This window comes from Streptococcus sp. 2022WUSS135 (assembly GCF_044427045.1).
Classification (GTDB): domain Bacteria; phylum Bacillota; class Bacilli; order Lactobacillales; family Streptococcaceae; genus Streptococcus; species Streptococcus hashimotonensis.
Map to the genome: position 1 here is coordinate 1 of NZ_JAOTGL010000027.1, position 23,450 is coordinate 23,450.

General features: G+C 41.9%; 24 protein-coding genes. 9 read left to right on the forward strand and 15 right to left on the reverse strand.

The window, feature by feature from the left end; translation table 11 throughout:
* Positions 1 to 186 precede the first annotated feature (186 nt).
* From ODU45_RS08140 to rsmH, 10 genes are all read right to left on the reverse strand, one after another.
* Complete coding sequence (locus ODU45_RS08140) at positions 187 to 876, reverse strand: DNA-binding response regulator (RefSeq protein ID WP_012027645.1); 690 nt, start codon at positions 874 to 876, stop codon at positions 187 to 189.
* Between the two features lie 81 nt (positions 877 to 957).
* A complete protein-coding gene (gndA, locus tag ODU45_RS08145; protein WP_002942698.1) occupies positions 958 to 2,385 on the reverse strand; it encodes an NADP-dependent phosphogluconate dehydrogenase in 1,428 nt (475 codons plus the stop codon).
* 96 nt (positions 2,386 to 2,481) lie between these two features.
* A complete protein-coding gene (locus ODU45_RS08150; RefSeq protein ID WP_171997183.1) occupies positions 2,482 to 3,021 on the reverse strand; it encodes a DUF177 domain-containing protein in 540 nt (179 codons plus the stop codon).
* A 9-nt stretch (positions 3,022 to 3,030) separates the two neighbouring features.
* The gene (gene trxB / locus ODU45_RS08155; protein WP_398581108.1) at positions 3,031 to 3,945 is read right to left on the reverse strand and encodes a thioredoxin-disulfide reductase; all 915 of its coding nucleotides are present in this window, start codon (positions 3,943 to 3,945) and stop codon (positions 3,031 to 3,033) included.
* A 13-nt stretch (positions 3,946 to 3,958) separates the two neighbouring features.
* Positions 3,959 to 4,183 (reverse strand): DUF4059 family protein, encoded by a 225-nt coding sequence (locus ODU45_RS08160; protein ID WP_002936682.1) that lies wholly within the window; start codon positions 4,181 to 4,183, stop codon positions 3,959 to 3,961.
* A gap of 17 nt (positions 4,184 to 4,200) precedes the next feature.
* Positions 4,201 to 5,544 (reverse strand): DEAD/DEAH box helicase, encoded by a 1,344-nt coding sequence (locus tag ODU45_RS08165; protein WP_105148185.1) that lies wholly within the window; start codon positions 5,542 to 5,544, stop codon positions 4,201 to 4,203.
* Between the two features lie 216 nt (positions 5,545 to 5,760).
* Positions 5,761 to 6,759: a phospho-N-acetylmuramoyl-pentapeptide-transferase gene (mraY, locus tag ODU45_RS08170; protein ID WP_398581109.1), complete on the reverse strand. Its 999-nt coding sequence runs from the start codon at positions 6,757 to 6,759 to the stop codon at positions 5,761 to 5,763.
* 1 nt (position 6,760) lies between these two features.
* Positions 6,761 to 9,010 carry a penicillin-binding protein PBP2X gene (gene pbp2X / locus ODU45_RS08175; protein WP_398581110.1) on the reverse strand — a complete coding sequence of 750 codons (2,250 nt, stop codon included), beginning with the start codon at positions 9,008 to 9,010 and terminating at the stop codon, positions 6,761 to 6,763.
* Complete coding sequence (gene ftsL, locus ODU45_RS08180; RefSeq protein WP_002937992.1) at positions 9,010 to 9,333, reverse strand: cell division protein FtsL; 324 nt, start codon at positions 9,331 to 9,333, stop codon at positions 9,010 to 9,012. The genes pbp2X and ftsL overlap by 1 nt, the downstream gene beginning before the upstream one ends.
* 10 nt (positions 9,334 to 9,343) lie before the next feature.
* Positions 9,344 to 10,294 carry a 16S rRNA (cytosine(1402)-N(4))-methyltransferase RsmH gene (gene rsmH, locus ODU45_RS08185; protein ID WP_002937995.1) on the reverse strand — a complete coding sequence of 317 codons (951 nt, stop codon included), beginning with the start codon at positions 10,292 to 10,294 and terminating at the stop codon, positions 9,344 to 9,346.
* Between the two features lie 267 nt (positions 10,295 to 10,561).
* On the opposite strand from rsmH, the gene ODU45_RS08190 reads away from it, so the two are divergent.
* The 5 genes from ODU45_RS08190 to ODU45_RS08210 all read left to right on the forward strand — a co-directional run bounded on the left by ODU45_RS08190 (position 10,562) and on the right by ODU45_RS08210 (position 13,235).
* Positions 10,562 to 10,750 carry a helix-turn-helix transcriptional regulator gene (locus tag ODU45_RS08190; RefSeq protein ID WP_002942681.1) on the forward strand — a complete coding sequence of 63 codons (189 nt, stop codon included), beginning with the start codon at positions 10,562 to 10,564 and terminating at the stop codon, positions 10,748 to 10,750.
* Between the two features lie 13 nt (positions 10,751 to 10,763).
* Positions 10,764 to 10,964: a hypothetical protein gene (locus tag ODU45_RS08195; RefSeq protein WP_002937997.1), complete on the forward strand. Its 201-nt coding sequence runs from the start codon at positions 10,764 to 10,766 to the stop codon at positions 10,962 to 10,964.
* A gap of 10 nt (positions 10,965 to 10,974) precedes the next feature.
* Positions 10,975 to 12,057, forward strand: a complete 1,083-nt coding sequence (locus ODU45_RS08200) for a DUF3278 domain-containing protein (RefSeq protein WP_044762246.1) — start codon at positions 10,975 to 10,977, stop codon at positions 12,055 to 12,057.
* Positions 12,058 to 12,069: 12 nt separating this feature from the next.
* Positions 12,070 to 12,417 (forward strand): MFS transporter, encoded by a 348-nt coding sequence (locus ODU45_RS08205; RefSeq protein ID WP_136671902.1) that lies wholly within the window; start codon positions 12,070 to 12,072, stop codon positions 12,415 to 12,417.
* A gap of 389 nt (positions 12,418 to 12,806) precedes the next feature.
* On the forward strand, positions 12,807 to 13,235 hold the full coding sequence (locus ODU45_RS08210; protein WP_024402625.1) for a NusG domain II-containing protein: 429 nt from the start codon (positions 12,807 to 12,809) through the stop codon (positions 13,233 to 13,235).
* Between the two features lie 38 nt (positions 13,236 to 13,273).
* On the opposite strand, the gene menA is transcribed toward ODU45_RS08210, so the two are convergent.
* The 5 genes from menA to ODU45_RS08235 form a co-directional block, all read right to left on the reverse strand.
* Positions 13,274 to 14,230: a 1,4-dihydroxy-2-naphthoate polyprenyltransferase gene (menA, locus tag ODU45_RS08215; protein WP_169051109.1), complete on the reverse strand. Its 957-nt coding sequence runs from the start codon at positions 14,228 to 14,230 to the stop codon at positions 13,274 to 13,276.
* Positions 14,223 to 15,272, reverse strand: a complete 1,050-nt coding sequence (locus ODU45_RS08220) for an FAD:protein FMN transferase (RefSeq protein WP_002938004.1) — start codon at positions 15,270 to 15,272, stop codon at positions 14,223 to 14,225. The genes menA and ODU45_RS08220 overlap by 8 nt, the downstream gene beginning before the upstream one ends.
* A gap of 77 nt (positions 15,273 to 15,349) precedes the next feature.
* Positions 15,350 to 15,829, reverse strand: coding sequence for an FMN-binding protein (locus tag ODU45_RS08225; RefSeq protein WP_398581111.1), 480 nt, complete (start codon positions 15,827 to 15,829; stop codon positions 15,350 to 15,352).
* 78 nt (positions 15,830 to 15,907) lie between these two features.
* Entirely contained in the window at positions 15,908 to 16,897 is a 990-nt protein-coding gene (locus tag ODU45_RS08230) for a polyprenyl synthetase family protein (RefSeq protein WP_398581112.1), read from the reverse strand.
* 18 nt (positions 16,898 to 16,915) lie between these two features.
* A complete protein-coding gene (locus tag ODU45_RS08235; RefSeq protein WP_398581113.1) occupies positions 16,916 to 18,808 on the reverse strand; it encodes an FAD-dependent oxidoreductase in 1,893 nt (630 codons plus the stop codon).
* Between the two features lie 182 nt (positions 18,809 to 18,990).
* On the opposite strand from ODU45_RS08235, the gene ODU45_RS08240 reads away from it, so the two are divergent.
* From ODU45_RS08240 to ODU45_RS08255, 4 genes are all read left to right on the forward strand, one after another.
* Entirely contained in the window at positions 18,991 to 19,530 is a 540-nt protein-coding gene (locus ODU45_RS08240) for a Gx transporter family protein (RefSeq protein ID WP_029751726.1), read from the forward strand.
* Between the two features lie 261 nt (positions 19,531 to 19,791).
* Positions 19,792 to 21,141: a TrkH family potassium uptake protein gene (locus tag ODU45_RS08245; RefSeq protein WP_024406622.1), complete on the forward strand. Its 1,350-nt coding sequence runs from the start codon at positions 19,792 to 19,794 to the stop codon at positions 21,139 to 21,141.
* 11 nt (positions 21,142 to 21,152) lie between these two features.
* Positions 21,153 to 21,818, forward strand: coding sequence for a TrkA family potassium uptake protein (locus tag ODU45_RS08250; protein ID WP_044678024.1), 666 nt, complete (start codon positions 21,153 to 21,155; stop codon positions 21,816 to 21,818).
* A 111-nt stretch (positions 21,819 to 21,929) separates the two neighbouring features.
* Positions 21,930 to 23,267, forward strand: a complete 1,338-nt coding sequence (locus ODU45_RS08255) for an MATE family efflux transporter (protein WP_398581114.1) — start codon at positions 21,930 to 21,932, stop codon at positions 23,265 to 23,267.
* The last annotated feature ends 183 nt before the right edge of the window (positions 23,268 to 23,450 follow it).

Consider the following 23,450-nt stretch of genomic DNA (forward strand, 5'->3'; position numbering starts at 1 on the left):
CGTAAGCTTCACTTATAGAATATCATAATAGTTAAAAAATTGAGTTAAAAACTTCCTTTTTGTGCGCCCTAAATACAAAAACTATTCCCGTCTTATCATCAACTGCTCGGACGGGAATAGTTTCTTTTATTGCTTAAATGCTTAACTTAATGACATTGGGAAAGCTTCCCTCCTCTCTACTCTAAATCAATCGCGCATGGCATATCCGACACCACGAACCGTTTTTATGTATGAATCTTGATGTGGCAAATCCAGTTTACCACGTAGATAGCGAATATACACATCGACGACATTGGTCTCAGAAGCCGCTTCATATTTCCAAACACGCTCAAGAAGTTGTTCTCGACTAACAGGCTCTGGGCTATTCATTAAGGTCGCCAACAGATCATACTCTCGGCGGGTCAAATTAATCAATTCATCACCTCGAGTCACTGTTCGATTTTGAAAATCAACCTTCAAATCACGATAGGCCGCATGCATGTGAACCTGCTTACAGTTATTGTCAATAAAATCACGACCACGAAAAATCGCAGAGATTTGCTCCACTAAATCACTGATGACAAAGGGCTTCACTACGTAGGAAACAGCATAAGAGAGGACTTCTTCCCCATATTGACTAACTTCTGTCGGCTCAACTACCACAATCATGACCGTGGCTGGTTTTATCGCTAACAGTTCTGTAGCCAATTCCTTGCTGGACATGTCTGAAAGCTGAAAACTCATCAGAATCAAGTCAAAATCCGTTTCATGTGCCAAGGACATAGCCTCTTTCCCTGTCGATGCATAATCAACAAGATAGTCTTTTTTCTGCAATTCCATGGAAACAAAATGCGAGAGATTGCGTTCTTTACCAGCAATCAAAATTTTCTTAGCCATTGTCCATCCTTTTCTATTCTTTCAAATGGTGTAGGAATCGTATTATGACTAGAAAGAAGGGCGCTTCCACGCCCATCTTTTCTATTTTGATTCGCTATACCAGTCGTAATGGAAGATTCCTTCTTTATCTTTACGGTTATAAGTGTGAGCACCAAAGTAGTCACGTTGTGCTTGAATCAAGTTCGCTGGCAAGTTTTCAGCACGGTAGCTATCGAAGTAGGTAATAGCTGCTGAGAATGTTGGTACAGGAACTCCTGCTTGAACTGCCAAGGCAACAACATCACGAACTGCCTGTTGATACTTAGCTGTTACATCAAGGAAGTACTCATCCAAGAGCAAGTTGGCCAAGTCTTCATCACGTCCGTAGGCATCTGTGATTTTTTGCAAGAAGCGAGCGCGGATGATACAACCTGCACGCCAGATTTTAGCGATTTCGCCAAATGGCAAGTTCCAGTTGTTTTCTTTAGATGCTACGCGCAATTGTGCAAAACCTTGTGCATAAGACATGATTTTTGAGAAGTACAATGCTTGACGAATTTTTTCTACCAATTCAGCCTTGTCGCCTTCGTATGCAAACGGAGCTGGTTTTGGAAGGACCTTGCTTGCTGCCACACGCTCATCTTTGTAGGTTGAGATATAGCGAGCAAATACGGATTCTGTAATCAATGACAGTGGCACACCCAAGTCAAGTGATGATTGGCTTGTCCATTTACCAGTTCCCTTGTTACCAGCCGCATCCAAAATGTAATCAACGATTGGTCCATCTTGACCTTGGTCGTCTTTACGTTTCAAAATATCTGCTGTGATTTCAATCAAGTAACTATCCAATTCGCCTTTGTTCCACTCAGTAAAGATGTCAGCCATTTCATCCACTGACAAACCGAGTAAGTGTTGCATGAGGTCATAAGACTCCGCAATCAATTGCATGTCGCCATACTCGATACCGTTGTGTACCATTTTTACGTAGTGACCAGCTCCATCTGGACCGATATAAGTCACACATGGTGCTCCATCTTCTGGTGCTTTTGCTGAAATTTCTTCCAAGACATCTGCCACCAATTCGTAAGCTTCTTTTTGACCACCAGGCATGATAGATGGACCTTCAAGGGCTCCTTTTTCACCACCAGATACACCTGTACCGATGAAGTTAATACCTGAATTTGCCAATTCTTTTGAACGACGAATAGTGTCTTCGTAGAAAGTATTACCACCATCGATCAAGATGTCGCCTTCATCCAAGTGTGGCAAGAGCGCTTGAATGGTTGCATCTGTACCAGGACCGGCTTGAACCATAAGCATGATGCGACGTGGTTTTTCGATAGATGCCACAAAGCTTTCCACATCGTAACTTGGCACCAAGTTTTTACCTGGGTTGCTTGCAACAACATCTTCTGTTTTATCAGCAGAGCGGTTGTAAATGGCTACTGAATAGCCACGTGATTCAACGTTAAGCGCAAGGTTGCGGCCCATAACGGCCATCCCTACAACACCAAAATTTGCTTTAGTCATTTGTTTACTCCTCTAATTTGTATCTCTTTTATTATACACCGAAAGCTTAAAATTGACAAGAATTTTCAGATAATTTAACTATCTTGCCAATCTGAGTTAGTCCTCATCGCCAAATAAGCCTTGTAATCGGGCAAAAGGACTATTGGCTTCTTTTTTCTCTTGAGCTTTTTGTTGAAAATCTTCCTCAGTCATTAAAGCCCAAGCTTGACCAGATGGTAGTTCCTGTCCAGCTTCTTCTTCAGGTGTCAAGACTTTGATTGGTATAGCCAATAAAATATTATCTGCTACACTCTCATCAAGGACAATGTGGTCATCTTCTACTACCAGCACCATATCCTCATCAATCAAATCTTGTTCTTTAAGAACTGCTTCATTAGCAACGAAGAGTTCATTGACGTTTTGGACCTCATGCAAAACAACTGGTTGCAGAGAACGACTGGATGCCAAGGTAATATCATAAGTCATCTGATAGTCCAAGAAAAAGAAACCTGATTCAAAACGGATATTTCCAGTGACTTGGACTGGCGACAAGCCTAGAACTTCACCATTTCGAGCTTGCAATTCTTCCTGTAAATCCAAGGTTTTATCAAAGGAGATTCCATCTGGATTTTTCTGAATATCGTAAATATGAAACATTGTATTCCCCTATTCAGCTAGTTCTGTAATGTAGTTATAGACTTCTTGTCCAGCAACTGCACCATTTCCTACTGCCGTTGCAATCTGACGAAGTTGATTTTGACGAATATCACCGATGGCATAGATGCCTGATTGAGTCGTCTCCATCTTTTCATTAGTGATAACCCAACCAGCTTCGTCTGTAATTCCTAGGTCCGCAACTGTATCAGTCATCGGATCCAGACCGACATAGATAAAGACACCACCGAAATCAAGTTCACTGACTTCTTCAGTTTTCACATTTTTGATAATCACGCTTTGTACACGTAAGTCATCACCCTTGATTTCTTCGACTACGCTGTCCCAGATGAAGTTAATTTTTTCATTGGCAAAGGCGCGGTCTTGGATAACTTTTTGAGCACGAAGTTGGTCACGTCGATGAACAATCGTCACAGATTCCGCAAATTGTGTCAAGAAGAGCGCTTCTTCAACGGCAGAATCTCCACCACCGACAACCAAGAGTTTTTGTCCACGGAAGAAGGCACCGTCACAGACTGCACAATATGAGACACCACGGCTATTGTAAGTATCCTCACCTGGAATACCTAACAAACGGTGTTTTGCCCCCATGGCTAGAACGACTGTCTTTGTCTCCAAAACACCATCCTCAGTAATCACTTTCTTAATTTGTCCTTCTTCAATACGGACTAGGGTGCCAAAAATATGGTCCACACCGAATTTTTCCAAGGGTTCAAACATTTTTTCAGCCAAGGCTGGACCTGAAATATGGTCATAGCCTGGATAGTTTTCAATTTCCGCGGTATTGTTCATCTGACCACCATAAATACCACGTTCCAAAAGAGCTACCTTTAAATTGCTACGCCCTGCATAAAGAGCTGCAGTCATCCCCGCAGGACCCGCACCAATTACAACTGTATCGTACATATACTTTTTCCTTCTACGCTTTAAACATTAATAAGATTCCCACTACTCCAAAGGCCGCAATGGGGATTGTCATCACATTAATCATCAACAAATCAAACAAGAAATCTTGTCGTTCTTGCAAGGTTTTATCCACACCCTTTGTCGCACGCCAGATAAACCAGACCAGACTAGAAGTGATAATCAACAAGGAAGCTATTAGCAATCCTTGTAAATAAAAACTTAGAATGTTTTGTAACATCTTTTTCCTCGATTACTTTAAAAGGTTTGACGCTTGGCTTTACGTTCTGCACGACCTTTTGCACGCGCTTCAACTCGCTTGGTCTTGCGACGTTTTTCATCAACAGCCCATTGAATTTTCTTCTTGTAGCCTGGTTTGACTTTTTTCTTTTTCTTCTTGACCAAGCCAATCATTTCCAAATCTAGTTTTTCACGAGATTTTTCACGGTTAGCACGGCGGTCACGGTCGTAGGTATCGACAAATTCGCCATTTTTCATTTCTTTTGGCAAGAATTTGATATTGAGTTTTTCTAGCTCTCGAATATCTGCATCATCGCTTGGCTGATAAAGGGTGATGGCAATGCCTGATAAACCATTACGACCTGTGCGCCCCACACGGTGAACAAAGAAGGAAAGGTCTTGCGGAATAGCATCATTGATGACATGGCTGACGCCCTCAATGTCAATCCCACGTGCTGCCAAGTCTGTCGCTACAATGTATTGATAATCCAAGTTCTTCACCTGGTTCATAATCCGCTTGCGTTCACGTGGAGGAATGTCCCCATGAATCTTTGCAACGTGTAGACCATTCGCAGTCAAATAGCTATGCAATTCATCTGCACGTGTCTTGGTATTGACGAAAATCATGGCCAAGTAAGGTTGCATGAGCTTGGTTACTTCCAAGATTTGAGCATTACGGTCACGCCCCTTGGTTGAAATCAGCCAGTTTTCAATGGTATCTGAAATGACCGTATGGGTCTTGATTTGTTCCATGACTGGATTGGATAAGTATTTTTTCAAAAACGGTTGGAGTTTCTGCGGAATGGTCGCTGAAAAGACCATAAATTGCAAGTCTTTTGGCAGGCTGCCAGCAATCTTATCAACTGTTTCTAAAAAGCCCATGTCCAAGGTCATATCTGCCTCATCAACCACAAAGGTTTTGGCCTTATGGATAGCCAGGTCACCTGATTTGACCAAATCATAGATACGCCCTGGTGTCCCGACAACAATGTGAGGCTGCCCAGCTTGAAGCTTGTCAATTTGACGGTTCTTATCCGTACCGCCAACATAATTGGTCACACGAACTTCATTGTCCGAATGACTAGCCAACTGGCGTGCCGCTTGATAAATCTGAGTAGCCAGTTCACGAGATGGGGCTGTAATAACAGCCTGAACCTGGTCCAATTCCTCATTTAATTTTTGGAAAATCGGGATCAAGAAGGTATGGGTCTTACCCGAACCTGTTTTTGATTCCCCTATCAAGTCTCGCCCTGACAAAACAACAGGAATCAATTTCTCCTGAACCTCTGTCGGCTGGACAAAGTTAATTTCTTTCAAAGCCTCCTGAATATAAGGCTTGAGTTTCATATCTGTAAATTTCATAGTTCCCTCTTTGGAAGCTGTATTCACAAGCAAAGTGCTTATATAAGAGATCATTTTCGCTAATAAAGTCGTTTTACCGATTGTACTTTTAAAAAACTAACGATGAGTAGTTTGAAAACTAGTCCTATATGGAAACCTTGAACTGTGAATACAGGTTCTTAATTATACTGCCTTCTATTATAGCACAAAAACAGCATTTCTGCTGTTTCTGACATTTTATAGATAAAGAATAGCTAGGGTAATCAAGCTCATGATGAGACCGACTGACCAGAGGAAAAAGTCAACTTTCCACTCGCTCCATTTTTCAGCTTTTCCGGTCAAACCTCCGAGCTCCAAATGGTGATGAAAAGGAGTCATACGGAAGATACGACGACCTTCTCCAAAGCGTTTTTTGGTGTATTTAAAATATGAAACCTGCAACATAACAGAGGACGTTTCAATGACATAGACCAGACCGATAAGGAGGAGGGTCCATTCCTGACGGAGGGCAATTGAAATAGTTGCCAACATACCGCCGAGAGCCAAGCTTCCCACATCCCCCATGAAAATCTTCGCTGGTTTACGGTTATATACAAAGAAACCGAGCAAGCCACCAATCATGGTCACACAAACTAGAAGAATATCAAATTTTTGCTCATTGAAGGCGATGACAGAGTAAGCTAGAAGGCTGATAACAACTGAGATAGAAGCCAATCCATCAATACCATCTGTCAAATTAACTGCATTTGAAAAACCGACCAGCCAGAACAGAACAAATGGGAAATAGAGAAGTCCCAAATGTATCATGTGACCAAATACATTCAATTCTCCGCCACCTGCTCCTCTTACGTAAACAAAGTAGAAGACAATACCTCCTAAAATTTGTAGAGCAAGCTTTTGTTTAGGATTAAGACCTTCATTTATTTTACGGAAAATTTTTAAAAAGTCATCCAAAAATCCTACTACACCATAAAGGGCAAGGATGAAGAGGATGGCAAGGACACCACCCGTCAACAGTTGAAAGGCCGTTGCGAACAACAAGCTGACAAGAATCGCAACAACGAGAAAAACTGTTCCCCCCATTGTTGGTGTGCCTGCCTTAAACTGATGTTGTTTCACATCTTCGTGCATCTGTTGCCCCTCGATGCGTTTGGCTTGATAAAATGTAATAAATCGTGGGATTAAGAGAACGGTTGCTAGAAAAGCTACCAATCCCGACATAAGTGCGAATTGCATGTTAGTCTCCTAAGGTTATTGTTATTTTCTTTGTTTTATTCAAAGCGGTACCGACCTCTACACTTTGGTCGACTACTTTTGAACCCGTTCCTTTATAGGTCACTTCAATACCAGTCCATTCAGCAAATATATCCATATTCTCTTTGGTGATTGCGTACAGGTCTGGCATTTCTTCGAATTTATTTGTCAAGAGTAGAACCTGTTGGTTGGCGATTACGTTACTTCCCTTTTCGACTGAAACTTTTTTAATTTCAGCACCGTTTCCAAGGATAACTGGTTGAACTAATTGACGACGAAGTTCCTCAGCCGACTCGCCTGGTGCCTTACCAATGAGGTCTGGCAATTGATACTCTGTCTCATTAGCGACCTGTGCCAATGCTGGTGCAGGTGAATCCAGATTCAAATTGTCTTTCAACAGCATCGCTTCTTTCAATGTAGGACTGACAATGTCACGCCAAGACAGGACATTTAAGACTTCCGGTTGGCGAATGGTCACATACATGATAAATTCAGGATCTTCAGCAGGGATCATGGCTACTACAGAGTTGATGTAGGCACCTTTAATGTACCCTTGACCATCTTCGCTGGCAATTTCCGCCGTACCTGATTTGACTGCAATATCATAGCCATCAACTTGAATTGCAGGCCCCTGTAAGTCATGTGAGTAGAGCGTACCATAAACAGGGTCCGTACCGACATTAATCATATAGCGAAGTGTGTCATCGGCAGCTTGTTCAGAAACTGGATTTCCTACTTCTTCTTTCGAAGAAACTCTAGCTGTATCTGTATTAGGATTATAAAGAGCTGAGATGAATTTAGGCTCTAGCATAATACCGTTATTCGCAATGGCGGTAAAACTACGAAGCATCTGTGCCTGGTTTGCAGAAATACCCTGACCAAACGATGACATGGCGATAGAAACAATGTTATCCTCTGGTACCATTCCTGGTGCCTCGTCCCCCATACCAAAACGCGTTGGGTAGCCAAAGCGGAATTTAGCGAGGTAATTTAGCCATTTTTCATCTCCCATCTGTTGCTGCAATAAGGTCATCCCAACGTTACTGGATAGGGAGAAGCCTTGCGCATAATTGAGAGTCACAGCTGAATATCCTGCATTGAGGGTCCAGTCATTGATTTTCGCGTCTGCGATAACGTACTCATTATTGGTATAATAGGCATTTGGGTCAAAGGTTCCATTATCGATAGCTGACGCTACTGTTAGCACCTTCATTGTTGAACCAGGCTCAAACGCTTCTTGGTATAAGAGTGACCGCTCTAGCAGTCCTTCTTGGCCTAGACCTTCTTTGGTATCTGAATCATAGCTTGGCCTTTGGGTCGTCGCCAGTATTTCACCCGTCTTGGCTGAAACCAAAGTTGCATTCGCATATCGCCCTTTGGCTTTATCGAAGAAGGTATTCATATTGGTTTCAAGAGAACGTTGCAAATCGGCTGAAATTGTCGTATAGACATCCTGCCCGTTTACTGTCTCCGTTTCAACCTTTTCTGTTCCAGGTAGGACACGGCCTTGGCTATCTTTCTCGTAGATAACCTTTCCATCTTGACCAGCCAGAATATCATTCAGATAATATTCCAAACCACTCACACCCTGTAAACTATGACTACCATCCTTGTTTTCAACCGGATTAGCTAACCCGACAAAAATTGAAGCAAAATTTCCATTCGGATACATCCGTCCTGGACTAGCATTGAAGGCAATCCCTTCAATACCTGCCGCCTTCATCTCTTCTTGGATTGAGGACATCGTACTATAGGAGATATTCTTACCTAACGTCCCAAAGTATACCTGCTTCAGTTCCGGTTGATTCAGCTGCTCCATAACATAATCTGTCTCCATTCCGAGATGCTTTTTAAAGATTTCTGCTACTTTGCTGAACTGAGAAGACTGCACATACAAAACTTTTTTCAGTTCTGACACATATTCTGTGTCAATGATGGCATAGACCGTATAGGTCGTCGAATCTTCCGCAATAGGAATTCCTGTACGGTCGTATATCGTCCCCCGTTTAGCTTGAACGGTAACTTCACGCTGATGTACCGCATCAGCTCTCTCTGACAAGTTCACCCCCAATTTACTATCGGTACCGATAATATAGGCAAAGTTGATTAAAAAGAGAAAAAAGACGAAAACCGTCAAAAGAAGTAGGCTCTGGCCTACTCTTCGACGATTTTTTGACGGAACATATCGTTTTTTCAAGACATACCGCAAGAGTTTATTATTTCTTCTGGGCATTATTCGGCTACTCCAATATTGTCATTATTAAAAGTTAATCCAGCTTTTTCAGCAATTTCCATCAATCGAGCTGAACGTGTCAATTCATTGACAGCTTGCTTTGCATCGTTGATTTCAATCTGTTTTTGGCTAATATCTTGATTGACTTTGGCCATCCCAGATTGAAGCTGCAAAAGCCGCGTTTGCATAAAGATAATTCCTATCGCAAGGGCTAATCCAGATAATACGATGCTTGAATAGAAGGCTTTTTCTACACGTGTGAAGGTTCTAATTTTATCACCGATAACCCGCATAGTGGCTTCTCTACGTTTTTCTTGCAACATAGACTCTCTCCTATTTATGTACTTTCTTAGCTACACGCAGCTTGGCTGAATGTGCGCGATTATTTGCCTCTAATTCTTCTTGACTAGGTAAGATAGGCTTACGATTGACCAATTCAAGTGGCGCCTTCAAGTCATCTGGAATAAATGGCAAACCTTTTGGAACATCAATCGTACTTGCTTCTTTGAAGAGTTGTTTGGTCAAACGATCTTCTAAAGAATGGAATGTAATAACAGAAATCCGTCCATCCAGAGCCAATAAGTCAATGGCCTGCTGGATAGATTCATCCGCTGCTCCCAACTCATCGTTGACCTCAATCCGAATAGCTTGGAAAATCTGCTTAGCAGGATGCCCCTTCTTCTTAAGTTCCTTGGCTGGCTTGGCAGATTTGATCAGCTCTGCCAACTCAGTCGTTGTTTCAATAGGTTTGACCGCACGCGCCTGTTCAATCTTACGAGCAATCTGCTTGGAAAATTTATCCTCACCATATTTAAAGAAAATCCGTACCAAGTCGTGATAGTCATAGTTATTGACCACATCATAAGCCGTCAAATGTCCCTCACGATTCATCCGCATATCAAGCGGAGCATCTTGTTTGTAAGAAAAGCCACGCTCCCGCTCATCCAACTGTGGACTAGATACTCCTAAATCATAACAAATCCCATCAATCTCTGTTACACCTAGCTCCGCCAAGCGAGTCTTGAGATTGCGGAAATTATCCCTGATAAAGGTCACTTGTCCCTTTTCAATGTAGGATGCCAAGCGAATATGGGCATGATCAATAGCAGTCTGATCCTGATCAAAGGCATAAAGATGCCCCCCATCCGTCAACTGACTGAGCAGATACTCACTATGCCCTGCTCCACCCAGCGTTGCATCTACATAAATTCCATTTGGTTTGATGTCTAACATATCGACTGTCTCATGCAAGAGAACAGTTGTGTGATTAAATTCCTTGGTCATATCTTTTCTATTGTACCACAAATTAAAATAAAAAGTTGTTGCAAACTTTTTACAAAAAAACTGTCAAATATAGTTGACAACTTATATGAACAGGTATATACTAACAGTAAAGAAACATGTCGCATATAGTTGACATCAATAGGGAGGTCTCCCTCATTTTTTTACAATCAACTGTCGCATATAATTGACATCGTGCCTAAGGATAGCTAGTCTATCCTCTCTCTTTACCATAGAATGTCGCATATATTTTACACGAAAGGAGAACCAATGAACCGTGTCAAAGATTATCGCCTACTGCTAGGGATTTCCCAGCTGGATCTTGCCAAAGCTATCGGCGTATCCAGGCAAACCATCAACATGATTGAAAACAACAAGTACAACCCCTCGCTAGACCTCTGTATCAACCTAGCCAAAGCTTTACAGACCGATCTCAACAGCCTCTTTTGGAATGAATAGAAAGGAAAATATCATGAAAAAGAATATACGTCAAGCTCTTATCTCTACCCTTATTTTTATCCCGCTCTTTGTCCTCTTTCAGCTTTGGGGCAATAGCGGAGCAGAAATCTTGCACACCATCAGCCAAGCAAAATTTTGGCTACAATTGCTGATTGCTGGGACCATCTACTTCTTAGGCTTTGTTTACATCTTACCATTGTTCGATCAAAAATAAGGAGCTGCTTATGAAAAAAGAAACCTTTCAAGATAAATTAATCAAACGATTTTACGGTATCGCAGGGCCCTTGGATGAATTTCGCCAAAAAGAAGCCTTCCGACTAGGCAATACCTGCTTTATCCTGCTCTTTTGGGGCACCATGGCTCTTACCCTACTGGCACTCGCTCTATCCAAACGCTACCCAGAAGTCGTTGCCTATGGCTACCCCGTTACTCTGCTCCTAGCCTACCTATCTGCTAGTACCTACATCATGTTTAAACTCCGGCACAGTCAACTGGACAGTTTAGATGTAGAAGAACTGACTACCAAGGAACAAAAGAAATTCAAGGGAGCAAGTATCAAATTCGCCCTCTATTTCACCTGTGGTATGTATATCTGGAACACGGGATTTGATGCCTGGATGGAAGGACTTAATCCACTAGACCATTTATTTGACCTCCGAAAATTCCTTGCAGCCTGTCTAGTCGGTGTTTTCATGGGAATTTATATCGAAATCACTCTTCGTAAACGCATGAAAAAGGCAGAAAAACTAACTGTCAGCTCTGCTATTGCCAAAGAAGAACCCAAGTGGATCAAAAATATGATTAAACGTTTTTATGGTATCCGCGGTCCTTTAGACGAATACCGACGGGCCGAGGCTGATGCTATCGGCGGACAAGCCTTTATCTACTACTTCTACTTCCTAGCTCTTGGAAATGCCATCGCCTACTTCCTAGCCTACCGCTACCCTCTGGAGGTGGCTGCCTACTATCCAATGATCATTGCCTTCTTCAGTATTATCCTAATTGGTATCGTTAATATGCGTACTCTCCATGCTGACCTGCCTCAATATGACGTGGACGAACTGAGCCCTGAGGAAAGACAAGCCCGGCCCCTTAACCCACTTCTCTGGGGACTGGGAGTTGCCCTGCTATCTAGCCTCTTTGCTGGGCTGGCAGACCTCTTTAGCCTCCAGCTTCCCCTACTGGATTCCATCTTCCACGTAAAATCCCTCTTCTTCGGTGGCATGATGGGCCTCTTTGCCAGTCTAGCCCTGTCTGCCATTGCCTATCTGCAAAAACTGGAAGCAGATACTGCTAAGAAAAAATAAGGAGCTAACACCATGAATAAACCTTTTACACCTAAACAAACCTGTCGCATTTTTGTCTTGTTTTATGGCCTCTTTTCTGCCTTCTTCATCTACTCTTACATGGTCAATGAGCCAATTAGCAGCGATTCGTTCTTGATTACGCTACCGACCATTCAGATCTTTAGATCCTATAAAACAACAGAGGAAAAACACTACTTTCTCATTCAATCTGTCTTTGCACTGTTTGCCATGACCTTGACTTATTCTGTAGGCATTTGGCTAGGGCATGTCAAACCACTTGTCCTCATCCTTCCTGCTGGATTTGCTCTGGCTATTCTTTATCGGATTTATCTTAAAAAGGAGAAACCAGATAGACGTTGACAAACCGAAATTCATTTTCACTTTGATTGTTCTCTCCTATACAGTAATTTGCAGCCTGTACATACATAGCTACCTGACAGGGGACAATCCATCAATCCTTTTCTTACTGTTCACTATACTTCCAATTTTAAATAGTGACTGGCAAACTACCCGTCCAGAATCAAATGTTGTCCAAAAAGCTATCTATCTTTATCATAAACCGCTGCTCTGGTTTCTCTTTGTAGGTTTTGCCCTAACTTTCTCCATTGGATTTTTCGCTGGGAAAATACAACCACTGCATGCTGGATTTTGGGGAATGTTAGCCATCCTACTCTTCTTTAGACAATTGAAAAAGCAATCTGTATCCAACATTTTACAAAGTAGGATTTTTTCTATAGAATAGATTGTATATGACATTCAAATCCATTCTCAAACAACTCAAACTATTTGATTATATCTTAATCGGATTTACCCTCATCTTATCCTTTCTTCCAGCAATTTTTACCTATGCACATCTGACAACAGATACAAATGAGGCAAAAACGATTGCCTATGTCCGCATCAATGGTGAGGTGGTCGACCAATTTGAATTATCAAAGGACACACCACATCAAGAAAAGACCTACTATCCCAATGAAGGGCAATACAACATCATTGAAGTTGATGGCGAACGCATTCGGGTCAAGGAAGACAATAGCCCAGACCAAATTGCCGTTATGACCAGCTGGATTAGCCAGCCAGGAGAACTCTCCGTCTGCCTGCCACATAACCTATTGATTGAAATAAAATCCGTTGGCGGGGAAAGCACTGACGAAGAAGAACTCATTTTACCGCTATAACAAAGAAGACACAGCCTGAACGACTGTGTCTTTCCTTTTTAGAAAATAAGAGCTAAAGCAAGTATCACCACATATAGCAGCGCAAAGAGTACAAAACTCTTTACTGCCTCGATAAAGGTTTCCCGTTTGACTTGCTTTTTCAAAAATGTTTCCAGACTCTTATAGGCAGGCCAAACACCGATGAAACCGATCAGTGCCCAGATTGGTAAGAATCCAGTCAGACAGTAGATTATCCACAGCAACCATGGTAAACTTGCCAAGACAAAATACAATTTAAGAGCATTTTTCTTGCCAATATAGTAAACCAGAGTATAACGATGGTTGCGAATATCTTCTTCTAAATCACAGGTATTGTTGGCCAACATGATATTGGCTATCAAGCATACCAAAGGAAGGGACATGAAAATAATGTCTATTATTTTGGTCCAAGAGAATTGCAAGGTCATCCACTGGCCGCTCACTTGGCTGGTCAGTAGCAAATCTGGTTGCTGAATAAATACAGCAAGAAAGAAGATGCCAAATCCCATGGTTACTCCAGAGAAAACTTCACCCAGTGGCATTCTCGAAAGCGGAATAGGTCCAAAAGTATAGAAGATACCAATGAGGAAACAGAGAGCCCCCATCGGTAGGAGGAGCCAACTGGTCCGCCATACGAGGAGCAATGAAACCAGTAGAGAAAAAATAAGTAGGGCAAGGACGATTCCAATCATCTGACGGAAATCTAGAGAGAATTTTCCAATCACATTGCTTTCCTGACGATAGGTTTCATCCTTGGCCTTGTGGTAGTCCATGCTATTGTTGATGGCAGTTGTACACATGTCAAAGCTAAGAACGGCAATAATGAACAAAAGTGTATTGAGCCAGTTAAAAGCTTGATAGCGATACAGGCTCCATAAAATCCCCAGGGTCATCGGGAAAACACTAGCTACCTTGGTCTTCATTTCAACAAATTCTAGAAATACAGGCAAACTGAGTCCTTTAGTTGATTTATTCATTGACAAGATGATACTCCTCATTCGTTAATTCAAAGCTTTCCTTCAAGCCATCACTCAGATGAACCCCCTGCTCCTTATCGATAAAAACAGCTTCTACACCGTCAATCTGATTGATAAAGTCAAGACCTTTTTCCACACCTAGTAAGAAGAGAGTTGTGGATAAGGCATCCCCTTGGATAGATGTTTTGGAAAAGACTGTCACACCTGAAATATCGTTTTCCACAGGATAGCCAGTTTTTGGATCCAGAATATGGTGGTATTTAACACCGTCCACCTCTAAGTAGCGCTCGTAAATACCTGAAGTAACAACCGAGTCATGTGTTCCTGGTACAGAACCGACCGTTGATCCACGCACTTGGTCTGGGTCTTGAACTCCAACATTCCAACCATTTTGTGTCGTTGGCGAATCCCCCATAACCACCACATTCCCGCCTAGATTGATGATAGCTGTCGTAATCCCTTTGCTGGCAAACAATTCTCTAACCTTATCTGCAATGTAACCTTTGGAAATGGCTCCTAATTCTAGCGTCATTCCTTCTTTGATAAAGACGGTCTTCTTCTCCTTATCTAAAGTAATGTCTTTATAATTGATAAATGGCAGAGCAGCTTTGATTTCTTCATCACTCGGCTTACGTGCATCCTCATCTCCAATTTTCCACAGATTGCTCACAGCTCCAATGGAAATGTCAAATAGCCCCTGACTTTCTTTACTCATGTCAATAGCTGTTTCAATCACTTCAAAGGTACGTTCATCCACCTTGACAGCCTCTTTTCCTGCTGCCTGATTGATACGGTAGACATCTGCCCCTTCCAAGTTTGTGGACAACAGACTTTCCATCTCCTTGATATAGGAGACAGCTTCATCCATCGCTTCTTCCTGATTTTCATGATAAATGCTCAATTGCACTACTGTGTGAAGTAAGCTTTCACTACGAGTCAACGGAGTTTTCACAACAGATAAACTTTCGTTTTGTTTACCACCACAGGCAACAAGCAAAACCATCAGTAGGCCCACGAACAATAGACTTGCAATTTTTTTCACTGATTTCACCTTCCCCCAAAAATAAGAAGACACAGTAGCCAAACAAGTGCGACTGTGTCTTTTCTGTATAGACTTAATTAGTCAAGTTTTACAGCTTCTGTTTTTCCTTCAGCAGCTGCTGCAAGAAGGGCTTCTGCACTCTTCTTGAAGTCTTCAGAAGTATGAGTTGCACCTGATACAACTTCAACAGCTGAGAGTTCTTGTTTCTCAACCAAAGCTGCATTGAGTTGTTCAATTGCTTCACCGGCAGAAACTCCAGCTTTATCTTTCATTTTTTTGTTGTACTCTTCATTTGCTGATTTAAGACTTCCATCTTCCGCTTCGTAGTCAAATTTTGACTCACTAATTTTTCCATCTTTAACAGTCAATGTGTGAACAATTTTGTAGCCATAATCGTCTTTGCTTGACTCAGCTTTATAAGTACCATCTTTCAATACTACTGTTTCTTTAGTTGAAGATGAAGTTGAAGTAGATTCTTGTTTAGACCCGCAAGCTGCGAGTGCAAATACCGCACCAAGAACTACCAAACTTTTCAACACAACTTTAGTTGTTTTCATAACAATGCTCCTTTTGTTAAGTAAATAGTTTTATATTTATAATGATATACCTAATTAGAGAAAATGTCTAGTTATTTTTTAAAAATAATGACTAAAAACTATTGCCACCAAATTTTGCATAGATGCAGTCGATAACTGTGGTATTCTATCTACAAAATTCATCATTTTTTCCAAATAGCTAACAATCAGTTTCTCTGTTTTGGCAATAGCATGTGTTGCAAAAATCCTATCTGTAAGGCTTTCCAACCCTTCTGCCGTAGGGGATTGAATATAGGCCCGCAATTGCTGCTGGATAGACTTGTCTTCTCGCATAGCAAATAGTAGCGGTGCAGTATAGATACCATTTTGAATATCTTGCAATCTAGGTTTTCCTGATGCTACTACATCCAGCTGATAGTCAATTAAGTCATCTCGTAGCTGAAAGGCCATGCCAAGTGCTTGCCCAGACCGAAAAGCCATGCTACTGTCTTTCCTAGATTGGCCTGGTACAAAGCTCCCCAACTGACAGGCAAGTCCAAATAGAAAAGCTGTTTTCCCTTGAATTTGCTTGAGATAGGCTTTCATAGTCATATTGGCATCAAATTGATTGAGTAGCTGAGATAATTCCCCTCGAAGAATTGTTTCCATCAGCTTATCATTACCCAAATCCAAATCATCACGTGATACTTCTAGCAAACGAAGCCCTTTTCCAAATAGTCGACTTGAATAGGCAAGAAGATAATCACCCGTGTAGATAGCGATTCGATTAGAAAATTGTTGATGAGCCGCCGTGACTCCCCGCCGTTTATCCGCGCCATCAATCACATCGTCATGAATCAGAGTCGCCAGATGCAGGACTTCTAAATGGGCAGCAAAATATAGCTTTGAACGGCTAATCTTTCCTTCCGTCATTTGTGCAAAGAGCAGACAGAGGCCGGCACGCAGGTATTTTCCTGGCGCCTCTACATATTCAACAATCTTCGCTGTAACTGCTGGATGCAGGACCATCATCTCAGATAAGATGATGGATTTTACCTCTTCAAGTCCCCTCTCAATCTCAGGATAGGTATTCCAAATTTGATGTACCACTAACTTTCTATATTTCCTTTATTTTTTATCCTTGATATGGTAAATATGCTTCGGCTTTCCATAAATCTTCTTGTCTAGGAAACGACCCAACCATGGCATGATCCAGTAGTCTAAACCGAAGGCTCTACCCGCACCGTTCATAAGAGAAATAGCTGCTGGGATGAACCAAATATTTACCCAGTAGAACATGCCTGACAGGCTGAACATAACTACCAAAGCAACGGTTGCAGCAGATACAATCCATACAAAGGCACCAGCAATCAAAGCCAGACCAATACCGATTTCTGCTACTGTCATAAATTTTTGCATAAAGAGTGCTACTTCTTGGTTTGGCATCATAAATTCCATGATAGTAGCAAACCAATCAGGCATTTTGTCCAAAACAGCCATCGGTGCTTCACCATAGGCATAGCTCAAACCAAAAATTGGTTCAGCGGCTTCTGCCGCAGCAGTTGCCGCTTGTGAGGCACTTGAAACCGCCTCAGCAGCGGATGCACCAGATACTGGATCAGCTAACCAAGGGAATGGGAAGACAACTTGATCCCCAAACCATGATGTTGTCCCAAATAGACCAAAGGCTTTCTTGATACCTTCGTAGAGCCATACTGAACCATAAAGGACACGCATTGGCACAGACCAGAGAAGATTTCCTTTGCCTGAAGTATGACCGCCAAAAATGTTTCGCTTATTCTGAATGTCAAAGAATTCATGACGAACATAAGAACCCATGTAGAAGAAACTACGGATGGTAAAGAAGTAGAGTAGGTTTACCATGTGTTTGACAGCCATTGCCATAAAGCCTGACATGTGGTATTTGTCCATCAAGAAGGCTACACCGTAGCGTGCTCCAATAGATACCATAAACCCATCATATTTACCTTTGTAGCGATGTTTTTCGCCACCCTTGATTGCTGCAATAATATTACTTGCCGCAGTATGGCCTGTCTGTTCAGCTGCTTGTACAATCTGTGGAGTTGGTTTTCCTTCTGATTCTTCAAAGTAAACCAAGTCACCAGCTACATAGACATTTTCCTTGCCTTTCGCTTCCATGAACTCATTGGCTACCAAACGACCTGCACGTGCTTTTTCAATACCAAATTCACTTGCGTCTGTATTGGCTTGAACACCAGCTGTCCAAATAGAGGTATAGGTAGGAATTTGACGACCTGATGAAAGTGTCAAGCTATCTTCTTGTACACTTGCTACACCATCGCCAAGAACCAATTCAACACCTTTTTTCTCAAGGTATTTGCGAGCCTTGACTTGCTCTTTTTCAGTAACCATAGCCAAGATATTTGGCGTTGCCTCAACAACCTTAAGTGAGAATTCTTTTGGATCTAACTTGAACTCACGTGCCAAAATTGGTACCCAGTCAATCAACTCACCGATCATCTCAATACCTGTGAAGCCAGCACCGATAACAGTAAAGGTTAAAAGAGCGCGACGTTTGGCTTCATCATGCTCACGCATGGCACGATAGCAAGCATCAATCATGTGGTCATGCAAACGTTCTGCTGCTTCGATAGACCAAAGTGTAAAACCGTGTTCTTTAACACCTTTCACACCAAAGTCATTAGCCTCACCCCCCATTGCAAGGAGCAGGTAATCAAAATCCAAAGTTTGGTGTTCCGCAACTACTTGTTTCTTATCGTAGTCAATCTCAACAACCTTGTCTGTTACCAATTGAACCTTTGGATATTTTTTGAAGATACGTTGAAGGTCATACTTGATTGCATTGGCTTCTACACGCCCTGCCGCAACTTCATGCAACTCTGTCATATAGGTATGGAAAGAGTTCTTATCAATCAAGGTAACTGTTACATCTTGATCCTTTTTAAAGGTTTTCCCTAGCAATCGAGCTGCTGCAATCCCCGCATAACCAGCACCGACAATCACAATATTTTTCGTCACAATGTTTCCTCCTTGTGAAAACCAAAACAAATTACATGTTTCCATTATAACGCATTCCAAGATAGTTGACAAGCAAATTTCAATAATTAGTAATATATGGCAGACAAAACTTGCCATAGTGAACAAAAACAAGTATGATAGTAAAATAGATAATCGACTAGAAAGAGTTTTTTCTCTACACCATGAATTCTAAACGTCAAACACTTAACTTTATTACGATGCTGGCAGCTCAGGCAGTTGTCATTTCTTTGATTGAACGACTCATCACCCCCCCATTTGCTTTTGCTCCAGGTGCCAAGCTAGGACTGGGAAATTTGATTAGCTTAATTGCTATTTTTACCCTCCCTACAAAGGATAGCCTAAAGGTTGTCGCACTACGCTTGCTCATCTCAACCTTTCTGGGAGGCACCTTTTCAACCTTCCTCTATGGCTTTGCCGGAACTACTTTGAGCTATATAGGAATGCTCTCTGCCAAGCAGCTCGGTCCCAACCGTGTCAGTCCTATTGGAATTTCTATTCTGGGCGGGATGTTGCACAATCTTGGTCAGCTTCTTGTTTTTGCTACCATTGCCCGTTCTTTCTATGTACTAAACTACCTGCCAATCCTCGCTTTTACAGGAATTTTATCAGGCTTATTGGTCGGACTGGCTGCTACCTACCTCCTCCAAAAGGTCGGACCTTTACGTCACTATCATCAACAAGTCTTAGCAGAATGGAAATAAATCTCCCTAGGTCAACTAAGGAGATTCTTTTTATGGTCCGCACCACTTTTTCATTGCCCATAATAATTTCCCCATAATCCCGTTGTCACAAATAAAATAAGCCACCTCATATAAACACCACTTATAACATCCATAGTAACAAAAAAACAATGAAGCTTTCAAGAAGAGAAAAATCAGGTTCTTTGCGTGTTTTAGTCGTACATTTTCTTTCTTTTGTGCTACAATATCTTCATCTTTTATTTTTTGAGCAAAGGTAGAATTATGTCACCATTTAGGATCAAACTTTCTCCCAGTCAGCGAATCATTATCAGTTTCTTATTCGTGATTCTGACTGGATCAATTTTACTAAGTCTTCCCATCTCACAAATTAGCACCTCTACAGCAAGTTATTGGGATCATCTCTTCACATCTGTCTCCATGGTTTGTGTGACAGGGCTATTTACCAAAGCCGTTGCTGAAACCTATTCTACTTTTGGACAGATTATCTGTATGATGCTAATCCAAATTGGTGGTTTGAGCTTGATAGGATTCATCGGTCTCTTCGCTTTACGCGGTGGTCGTAAAATGAATTTCATCAATATGGCGACTTTACAAGAGGCTCTAAACCGATCTGACACAAAATATTTTCGTAGCTTCCTCAAATCAGCTTTTGGTTTTACCTTGGCGGTCGAAGCCTTTGGAGCCCTCTTACTTTCCTTCCATTTTGTGCCTGAATTTGGATGGGCGAGAGGTTTATTCACCTCGATTTTCGTAGCTATATCAGCCTTTTGTAATGCTGGTTTTGATAATTTTGGTGCAACTAGCATCATGCGCTATGTGGATAATCCTCTGATTAACCTAACATTAGCCAGTCTCATTATTATGGGAGGTCTTGGATTCTCGGTTTGGTTTGACCTTCAAACACAAATCGGGCAAAAACGTAGCCTACGAAAACTAGGGTTCCATACAAAGATTGTTCTAGGCCTAACAGCCATTATACTAACCCTCGGAACTCTAACAACCTTACTCACCGAATGGAACAACCCTTCTACTATCGGGCAACTATCATTTGGTCATAAATTATTAGCCAGCTTTTTCCAGACGGTCACCATGCGAACCGCTGGTTTTGCCAGTATCGACTACACGAAGGCTGAACCGATTACCCTCTTGCTCTATATCTTTCAGATGATGCTTGGCGGAGCCCCAGGTGGAACAGCTGGCGGTATTAAAATAACCGCCTTCCTAACCTTAGTGCTCTATGCTCGTAGCGAGATTCTCGGTCTCCCTCATACCAACTTTATGGGTCGAACCATCGATAACCTCAGCATCCGCAAAGCTTTTGCGACATTCTCAGTCTTCCTTCTCATGTTCATCATCGGGCTCTTCGCACTTGCCCTAACAGATGACCGACAACCACTTCTATTTTTAATGTTCGAGGTCATGTCAGCACTAGCCACTGTAGGTGTTACGGCCAATCTGACTCCAAGTCTAACCATGGCCGGTCAAGCAGTCATTATGGCACTCATGTTCTTCGGCCGTATCGGTCCACTTTCTATTCTCGCAAGCCTTTCTGTTCGAAAATTATCTAAAACTGAAAGTCTTCAATACGCAAAATCATCTATGCTTGTTTAAAAGGAGAAATCATGCCAAACTATACTATCGGAATTCTCGGTCTGGGAGTTTTTGGTACTACCATTGCAAAAACATTACACAATTACGATTGCAATATCATTGCTATCGATAATCATGAGCAACGTATCAATCATCTAGAACCTATTCTCACGCGCGGTATTGTCGGAGACATCACCGATCGCTCGCTCCTACGTGCAGCAGGAATCGGTAACTGCGATGCTGTTGTTGTAGCTACTGGCGAAAACTTGGAATCCAGTGTTCTTGCTGTCATGCATAGCAAAGTTCTAGGTGTTCCTATGGTCATTGTCAAAGTTAAAGGAACAACTGCGAAAGAAGTCCTTCTTCGTGTTGGTGCCGACAAGGTTATTTCTCCCGAACGCGAGACTGGTATTTCTCTAGCAAAACAATTACTCCACCGCGACACAACCAGCCTCTTTGAGCTCGAAGGTAATGTTTCCATTGTCGAGTTTCACCCGCCAGTAAAATGGATTGGCAAAACACTCGGCGAATTAAAACTCCGCCAACATTATAAACTCAATATTATCGGTTACCGAAGTGGCAAAAATCAGGAATTAAACATCCAACTGACTCCTGACTATGTCTTCAAATCTGACGAACTCATCTTAGCAGTAACAGATCATAATACTGTCGATCATTTTGAAGAGCTGACAAATTAAATAACAAATTTACGCCCTATACTCCGTTCTCAGGAGAAATATTTTATCCCTAGAAAGCCTACTAGACTATCATTTATCTAGTGGGCTTATCATCTGTCAAAAGGAGACGTTATGAATGATTTAACCAAAGGAAAACCGATTGCGGTCATCTTACAATTCGCTATCCCCTTGTTGATTGGATCTTTTTTTCAACTGGCCTATAATTTTGCTGATTCCATGATTGTGGGGCATACTTTGGGAAAGGATGCCTTTGCAAGTGTCGGTTCGACAGCCAGCCTGATTTTTTTAATCATCGGCTTTGCCCAAGGTGTTACCAATGGATTAACCATTATTTCTGCCCAACGCTTTGGAGCTGGCGACTTAGAGGGGCTTAAAAAATCTTTTGTCCACGGACTCTTCTACGCTTCCCTCATCAGCCTTTTACTAACAGTCTCAGCCTTAGCATTTTTGAAACCTATCTTGGTCTTAATGCAAACGCCTGTGAGTATCATCAACCACTCCCATGCCTTTCTAACGGCCATGTTTGGCGGATTGACCTTTACTATTTTTTATAATTTCCTGTCTTCAGCCCTACGCAGTCTCGGAAACTCTAAAACACCTCTACTTGCTCTAATTATCGCTTGTTTTATCAATATCGGTCTGGATTTTTTCTTTATCTTAGTCATGAACTGGGGCGTTTTCGGAGCTGGCTTTGCAACTATCCTTGCCCAAGCCTGTTCGGTCCTCTTTCTTATTTTTTATATTGTCCACAAGGTACCTCACTATCATATTGGACTAGCTGATTTAAAATTGGATAGAGATAATCTCAAGAAACATGCCCAGCTTGCTTTTCCAATGGGATTTCAAGCCAGTATTATCGCCATCGGAGCCATGACCTTGCAGTTTATGGTCAACCAACTAGGAACAGACGCCATCGCCGCCCAGGCCATTGCCCTTCGTACTGACCAGTTGGCTATGCTGCCCATGGTTAATCTGGGCTTGGCTATCGCAACCTTTACTGCTCAGAACTACGGTGCCAAACTCTATGACCGTATTCGAGAAGGGGTGCGCCACTCATTACTCCTCAGCATTGCTTGGGCCATTGTATTTGCGGTCATTCTCATCTTGGGCAATCGTTTCTTTTCTGGTCTATTTCTGCCAAATGCCAGTCAAACAGTTCTGGACTTGGCTCTTGTTTACTACATCATTAACGGCTCTTGTTACTGGATTGTTGCTTCCCTCTTTATTCTCCGTAGCTTTATTCAGGGACTTGGCAAGGGCTTTATTCCAACACTAGCAGGCTTTGGGGAATTAATTTTCCGAGCAGCAGTCGCCATCATCGGCATGCAGTATTTCGGCTTCTATGGAACCGCCGCCGCTAACCCCGCCGCCTGGATCGGAAGCATCATCGTTCTGATTCCAAGTTCCATCATCTTTATGAAAAAATTAAAAGCTGGACAAACCATTTAGAAAAGAAAGAGGCTGGGCAAAAACTAGCCGCTCACATATAAAAAAACGAGCAATTCCAATTAGGAGTTGCTCGTTTTCCATTTCATGCTTTATAATTATAATAACGACAAAACAACTAGAAAGGCATGAAAATGTATAAACAGTATAACACAAATCAGTTAAGTTTGGAATTAAATATTGCTT

What these genes read in the sequence shown, in the direction of transcription:
- ODU45_RS08140 (WP_012027645.1), bottom strand. Translation starts at nt 876, where the DNA reads ATGGCTAAGAAAATTTTGATTGCTGGTAAAGAACGCAATCTCTCGCAT.
- gndA (WP_002942698.1), bottom strand. Translation starts at nt 2,385, where the DNA reads ATGACTAAAGCAAATTTTGGTGTTGTAGGGATGGCCGTTATGGGCCGC.
- ODU45_RS08150 (WP_171997183.1), bottom strand. Translation starts at nt 3,021, where the DNA reads ATGTTTCATATTTACGATATTCAGAAAAATCCAGATGGAATCTCCTTT.
- trxB (WP_398581108.1), bottom strand. Translation starts at nt 3,945, where the DNA reads ATGTACGATACAGTTGTAATTGGTGCGGGTCCTGCGGGGATGACTGCA.
- ODU45_RS08160 (WP_002936682.1), bottom strand. Translation starts at nt 4,183, where the DNA reads ATGTTACAAAACATTCTAAGTTTTTATTTACAAGGATTGCTAATAGCT.
- ODU45_RS08165 (WP_105148185.1), bottom strand. Translation starts at nt 5,544, where the DNA reads ATGAAATTTACAGATATGAAACTCAAGCCTTATATTCAGGAGGCTTTG.
- mraY (WP_398581109.1), bottom strand. Translation starts at nt 6,759, where the DNA reads ATGCAATTCGCACTTATGTCGGGATTGGTAGCTTTTCTAGCAACCGTT.
- pbp2X (WP_398581110.1), bottom strand. Translation starts at nt 9,010, where the DNA reads ATGCCCAGAAGAAATAATAAACTCTTGCGGTATGTCTTGAAAAAACGA.
- ftsL (WP_002937992.1), bottom strand. Translation starts at nt 9,333, where the DNA reads ATGTTGCAAGAAAAACGTAGAGAAGCCACTATGCGGGTTATCGGTGAT.
- rsmH (WP_002937995.1), bottom strand. Translation starts at nt 10,294, where the DNA reads ATGACCAAGGAATTTAATCACACAACTGTTCTCTTGCATGAGACAGTC.
- ODU45_RS08190 (WP_002942681.1), top strand. Translation starts at nt 10,562, where the DNA reads ATGAACCGTGTCAAAGATTATCGCCTACTGCTAGGGATTTCCCAGCTG.
- ODU45_RS08195 (WP_002937997.1), top strand. Translation starts at nt 10,764, where the DNA reads ATGAAAAAGAATATACGTCAAGCTCTTATCTCTACCCTTATTTTTATC.
- ODU45_RS08200 (WP_044762246.1), top strand. Translation starts at nt 10,975, where the DNA reads ATGAAAAAAGAAACCTTTCAAGATAAATTAATCAAACGATTTTACGGT.
- ODU45_RS08205 (WP_136671902.1), top strand. Translation starts at nt 12,070, where the DNA reads ATGAATAAACCTTTTACACCTAAACAAACCTGTCGCATTTTTGTCTTG.
- ODU45_RS08210 (WP_024402625.1), top strand. Translation starts at nt 12,807, where the DNA reads ATGACATTCAAATCCATTCTCAAACAACTCAAACTATTTGATTATATC.
- menA (WP_169051109.1), bottom strand. Translation starts at nt 14,230, where the DNA reads ATGAATAAATCAACTAAAGGACTCAGTTTGCCTGTATTTCTAGAATTT.
- ODU45_RS08225 (WP_398581111.1), bottom strand. Translation starts at nt 15,829, where the DNA reads ATGAAAACAACTAAAGTTGTGTTGAAAAGTTTGGTAGTTCTTGGTGCG.
- ODU45_RS08240 (WP_029751726.1), top strand. Translation starts at nt 18,991, where the DNA reads ATGAATTCTAAACGTCAAACACTTAACTTTATTACGATGCTGGCAGCT.
- ODU45_RS08245 (WP_024406622.1), top strand. Translation starts at nt 19,792, where the DNA reads ATGTCACCATTTAGGATCAAACTTTCTCCCAGTCAGCGAATCATTATC.
- ODU45_RS08250 (WP_044678024.1), top strand. Translation starts at nt 21,153, where the DNA reads ATGCCAAACTATACTATCGGAATTCTCGGTCTGGGAGTTTTTGGTACT.
- ODU45_RS08255 (WP_398581114.1), top strand. Translation starts at nt 21,930, where the DNA reads ATGAATGATTTAACCAAAGGAAAACCGATTGCGGTCATCTTACAATTC.